Raw genomic sequence first — 4,888 nt, 5'->3', positions numbered from 1 at the left:
GATCTTGACCCGGCGCCCGAGGGTGCGCAGCGGGCTGTGTGGGGGCGGCGGGGTGTTGGTGAGCTCCGCGAGCAGGTCGAGGGGCGGCTTCGGCGGCAGGGGCTGCTGCCTGGTCCGCTCCGGGCCGACCTGGGGAACGACGGTGGTCACGTCCGGCTTCGGCCGTGCCTCGCGGGGCTCGTCGAGGTCCTTCAGCGCGACGAACTTGCTCGTCCGCTCGGCCTCGGCCTCTGGCTCGGGCCCCTTCTCGGGCTCGGGCTTCGCCTCCGGCGCCTTGCCGAGCTTCAGCATGGTGGTGGGCTGGTCCACGGGGGGCCGGGGAGCCTTGAAGACGGCGGTGGGCTGGTCGACGGGGGGCTTGTCGGCCACGTCCGCGTCCGCGGGCACGCGGTCCTGGGGAGCGTCCTCAGGAGCGCCCTCGGACTCGTCGGCCGGTTGCGGGTCGGTGGGCGCCGGTCGCGCAGTTCCCCGCGCCCCTGGGGTGTCCGACTCGCCGGTGTCCGGATCGCCGGCCTCGTCGTCGGCGGGGGCTTCGTCGGCTACGGCGGTCTCGGCGGTGCCGGTCCCGGCCTCGGCGTCCGACTCCGGCTCGGTGTCCGTCTCCGGCTCGCTGTCGGTCTTCGCGTCCGGGGCGGACTCGGGGCCGGACTCGTCCTCGGTCGAGGTCTCGTCGGCGGGCTCGGCGTCCGTGTCGCCGGACTTCGCCACGGGTTCCACGGATTCCTCGGCCTCCGACAACTCCGCGGCCTCCGCCTCGCCGGAACCGGCCTCGGGCCCCGTCTTGTCGCCCGTGGCGACCCACGCCGCCACCGCGTCCCGCAGCCGTGCGTCCCCCGCCACGGCCGGCTCCTCGCGCCCACCGGAGTCACCGGATCCGCTGTCGTCGGAGCCCATCGCCGTGCCGGCGGCATCTTCCGGGGCCTCAGCCGTGCCGGTCTCAGCCGAGCCCTCGGCGGTGTCGGAGTCGTCCGCGGTCTCCGCCGTGCCGGTGTCGTCCGAGACGTCGGAGGTCCCCGAGGCGCCCGCGGTACCGGAGACATCCGAGCCGTCGGCCGCCTCGGAGTCGTCGGCAGTCTCGGCCGTGCGGGAGTCACCCGACCCCTCAGCCGTGTCCGGGCCGGTCGAGTCCTCGGCCGTGTCCGCGTCGTCCGGGCTCTCCGCCGTGCCGGAGCCCGTCGAGGTCGCGTCCGAGCCCGCGTCCTGCGCGTCGTCCGCCCGGTCGGCGGCTTGAGGGCGCTTCTCCGCGGCTGCGGGGGCGTCCTTCGTCTCCGCCGTGCCGGAAGCGTCCGTTCCGGCCTTCGCGGGGCTCTCGTCGGCTTCCTCGGCGTCCTTCGGGAGGTCACGCACCGAGAAGACCTTCGTGGCCGTGTCGACGCCTCCGAGGGAGACGGACTCGCGTGCCACCGCGAGCCTGGGATCGCGGGCGGAACTCCTCGCCTCGGGAACCGGACTCGCGCTCCCCGACGTCGGTTCTGCCGACGACTCGCGCTGCTTCGACCTGTCGGGGGACTCGCCCGCCACCGATGCCTCCTCCATGTGCCGCGGGTGATCGGTCTCCGTCACCCTGCGTCTGCCGAACCGTTGAACCGCCGCCCGGGCAGCCGCCACACCACGCTGTCCGAACCATGTACCAGTGTCCTGTGTGCGGCCCTGCCCCAAGCGGTAGACGAGAACGACATACCTACCGGTTCCACTACAAACAGGTCACGCACCCTCGACAGATGAATGTGAGAGGGGTCACCCTGTCTTTCATCCACGCGGGGAGGCATGGATGGGCAGGAGCCGCAGAACACTTCCGGAGGAGCTTCTGCTGCTGGCGTTGGACCCGGCCACGGGTACCACCGCACAGCCGCAGTCGCTCGACCTCGGTCTGGCCGGAGCACAGCTAGTGGAGCTGGCGCTGGCCGGACGGATAGCCCCAGACGGGGATCGTATCGCCGTGGTAGCCCCACGGCCGACTGGAGATCCGACTTTGGACTGCGCGTTGGAGTTGCTGCGAAGGCGTGGCGCTCCCGTGCGGGCAGTGAACTGGATCGGCGGGCCGCGTCTCGGGCTCCGCCAGACCTACCTCTCGCATCTGGAGCGGTGCGGCATGGTGCATGCCGTGGCGGGCCAGATGTGCGGAGTGCTGCCGACCACCCGCTACCAGGCGACGGACAACGAGATCAGCCGGGAGATCAGGGCCCGGCTGGACTCGGCGATCCGCACCGGCGTACCGCCGGACCCGCGGACCGCGGCGCTCGCCGCCCTGGCACACGCGGTCGGCCTCGGCAAGCACCTGTATCCGGGCAACGAGGGCCGTTCCTCGCGCTCCCGGCTGCGGGACCTGATCAGGCACGACCCGATGGGCGGACTCGTCGCGCACGCCGTGATGGACGTCCAGAACGGCGTGGCGGCACAGCCACGTCGCAGCCCGGCACCGGCCGGCCGGCAGGCCGCCCCCGGAGCCAGGCCCGCGCCGGAACCCGCTCGTGGCGTTCCGATGCAACCGCGCCGAGGACCGATGGCGCGCGCCGTGGCTCACTGAGCCGCAGACCCTCGGCACGCACCGCCGGCAGCACGACCCGCACCACGCACGACCCGCACCACGCACGACCCGCACCACTCAGCCGCCGCACCGTCAGTCCCCACAGACCGGTTCGGGAGCCGCTGGTCCGCGCGGGGCGACGGAACCGTACGTCCGTACACCGGACGTCGTCGGGTTCCGGCGCCCCGCGCGGCCGCATGTCCGGGCACGGCCGGCCGGGCGGCCCCAACTGTCGTGCACGCAGCGCATATACGCGGTTTCCCAGCGGTAATAAGCACCTTGGTGGCAGTCTGCTCAACAGCAGATACGCAAAGTCAAGAACGAGGCACGCAGCCGGAGGTGCACGTCCCGTGGCGTCCAATGTCAATCCCACCGTCAGGCGGCGCCGGCTGGGCCAGGAGCTGCGCAGGCTCCGCGAGCTCAAGGGCATGACGGCCGAAGAGGTGGCGGAGCGGCTGCTCGTGTCGCAGTCGAAGATCAGCCGGCTGGAGAACGGCCGGCGCAGCATCAGCCAGCGCGACGTCCGCGACCTGTGCGGGGTCTACGAGGTCGAGGACCAGCGCATCGTCGACTCCCTGATGCAGATGGCCAAGGACTCGCGGCAGCAGGGCTGGTGGCACGCCTTCGGGGACATCCCGTACAGCGTGTACATCGGCCTGGAGACCGACGCCGAGTCGCTGCGCGTGTACGAACCCCAGATCATCACCGGCCTGTTGCAGACCCGGCCGTACGCGGAGGCCATCGTGCGCGGCGGCGCGCCGGAGGCCACCGAGACGGAGAACGACAAGCGCGTCGAGGTACGGCTGCGCCGGCAGAGCCGGGTCGCGGCCGAACGGGATCCCCTGCGGCTGTGGGTCGTTCTGGACGAGGCGGCCCTGCGCCGGGTGGTCGGCAGCCGCCAGGTGATGCGCGAGCAGCTCGAGTACCTCGTGGAGATGTCCCAGCAGCCCCACATCACCGTGCAGGTGCTGCCGTTCGACGTCGGCGCCCATCCCGGGCTCAGCGGGCAGTACTCCATCCTGGAGTTCTCGGACGCGGCGGACTCCAGCGTCGTCTACATCGAGGGCGTCACCAGCGACCTGTACCTGGAGAAGGCGCACGACGTGCAGAAGTACACCGTGATGTACGAGCACTTGAGGGCGCAGGCGCTCAACGTCGACCAGTCGCGTCAGCTGATCGAGGACATCGCCAAGGAGTACGCCCGTGAGTACGCCCGGTGAGCCGTTGCTGAGCCGCTCCCGGACAGGGCGGGCGGGATAGTACACCCCTGGCTCGTCCGCCTGGAAGAGTCCCTTGGAATATGCCGCCAGAAGAGTGAATGACTGCTCCGAAAGAGGAAGCCGGCGAGTAGCGTCGATCACGCCAACGATCAGTAAAGGTTGGCGTAATCCGAACACTGCGCATCTGGCTACGGAGCGAATATGGCAATTCGTCTGGGCACCCTGGACACATGGACGACCTCCACCTACACGAACGCCAACGGGGCGTGTCTGATGGTGAGGTCGACCGAGGAGGAAGCACTCGAACTCGGCGACACGAAGATCCCCGAGGGCCCCAAGCTGGCCTTCCCCGCCGAGGCGTGGAGCGCCTTCGTGGCCTCGGTCAAGGTGTGAGGGGCGGGCCTGTCTGATCCCCGCCCGGTTCACCTACAACTGCACACCACAACTGCTCACGACAACAGCACAAGCACCACCACAGAGCCCTCTCGACCAGATCGCCGTCCTTGCCGAGGGGGCTCGGCGTGTACCTGCGGCGCCTACGCCAGCGCACCCTCCACGGCGGAGACGACCTCGTCCGACTCCGGCTCGGTCTGCGGGGAGAAGCGGGCCACCACCGACCCGTCCCGCCCGATCAGGAACTTCTCGAAGTTCCAGCGGATGTCCCCGCTGTGCCCCTCCGCGTCGGCGAAGCCCACCAGCCGCTCGTACAGCGCGTGCCGCCCCTCGCCGTTCACCTCGACCTTCTCGGTCAGCGGGAAGGTCACGCCGTACGTCGCCGAGCAGAACTCCGCGATCTCCTCGGCGCTGCCGGGCTCCTGTCCCAGGAACTGGTTGCAGGGCACGCCGAGCACGGTGAAGCCCCGCTCCGCGTACCGCTCCTGGAGCTTCTCCAGCCCGTTGTACTGCGGGGTGAGCCCGCACCTGGAGGCCACGTTCACGATGAGGACGGCCTTGCCGGTGTACTGGGAGAGGTCGGCGGAGCCGCCCGTGAGGGCCCCGATCTCGACGCCGAGGGGGGAGGAACCATCTGTAGTCGTCATGAGCGGATGCTAACTCCGCCCGGGGCCTCCCCGGCGCCTGCCCCCGAGGCCTCCACCAGCACCTCCCCGGCCGCCGTCCGCACGTACAGCACCGACCGCCC

The 4,888-nt window shown here is 70.8% G+C and carries 4 protein-coding genes and 2 pseudogenes; 3 read left to right on the top strand and 3 right to left on the bottom strand.

Going from position 1 to position 4,888, the window contains the following annotated elements:
• Positions 1 to 1,536 (bottom strand): annotated as a pseudogene (locus AOJ26_RS38100) (D-alanyl-D-alanine carboxypeptidase); the annotation flags it as partial.
• A gap of 235 nt (positions 1,537 to 1,771) precedes the next feature.
• On the opposite strand from AOJ26_RS38100, the gene AOJ26_RS38095 reads away from it, so the two are divergent.
• The 3 genes from AOJ26_RS38095 (at position 1,772) to AOJ26_RS38085 (ending at position 4,140) form a co-directional block, all read left to right on the top strand.
• Entirely contained in the window at positions 1,772 to 2,527 is a 756-nt protein-coding gene (locus AOJ26_RS38095) for a GOLPH3/VPS74 family protein (protein WP_037709146.1), read from the top strand.
• A 350-nt stretch (positions 2,528 to 2,877) separates the two neighbouring features.
• Complete coding sequence (locus tag AOJ26_RS38090) at positions 2,878 to 3,747, top strand: helix-turn-helix domain-containing protein (RefSeq protein WP_053852920.1); 870 nt, start codon at positions 2,878 to 2,880, stop codon at positions 3,745 to 3,747.
• Between the two features lie 201 nt (positions 3,748 to 3,948).
• Positions 3,949 to 4,140, top strand: coding sequence for a DUF397 domain-containing protein (locus tag AOJ26_RS38085; protein WP_007382715.1), 192 nt, complete (start codon positions 3,949 to 3,951; stop codon positions 4,138 to 4,140).
• Positions 4,141 to 4,283: 143 nt separating this feature from the next.
• Here AOJ26_RS38085 and AOJ26_RS38080 read toward each other — a convergent pair whose 3' ends face one another.
• Together AOJ26_RS38080 and AOJ26_RS44725 are read right to left on the bottom strand one after the other, a co-directional pair.
• Positions 4,284 to 4,787 carry a glutathione peroxidase gene (locus AOJ26_RS38080; protein WP_053852919.1) on the bottom strand — a complete coding sequence of 168 codons (504 nt, stop codon included), beginning with the start codon at positions 4,785 to 4,787 and terminating at the stop codon, positions 4,284 to 4,286.
• Positions 4,784 to 4,888, bottom strand: a pseudogene (locus tag AOJ26_RS44725) (transcriptional regulator); the annotation flags it as partial. The gene AOJ26_RS38080 and the pseudogene AOJ26_RS44725, both read right to left, overlap by 4 nt.

Source organism: Streptomyces sp. NRRL B-24085 (assembly GCF_001282115.1).
Lineage (GTDB): Bacteria > Actinomycetota > Actinomycetes > Streptomycetales > Streptomycetaceae > Streptomyces.
The sequence above is the reverse complement of the archived record's forward strand: the minus strand, read 5'-3'. Positions and strand labels throughout refer to the sequence as shown.

What these genes read in the sequence shown, in the direction of transcription:
- AOJ26_RS38095 (WP_037709146.1), top strand. Translation starts at nt 1,772, where the DNA reads ATGGGCAGGAGCCGCAGAACACTTCCGGAGGAGCTTCTGCTGCTGGCG.
- AOJ26_RS38085 (WP_007382715.1), top strand. Translation starts at nt 3,949, where the DNA reads ATGGCAATTCGTCTGGGCACCCTGGACACATGGACGACCTCCACCTAC.
- AOJ26_RS38080 (WP_053852919.1), bottom strand. Translation starts at nt 4,787, where the DNA reads ATGACGACTACAGATGGTTCCTCCCCCCTCGGCGTCGAGATCGGGGCC.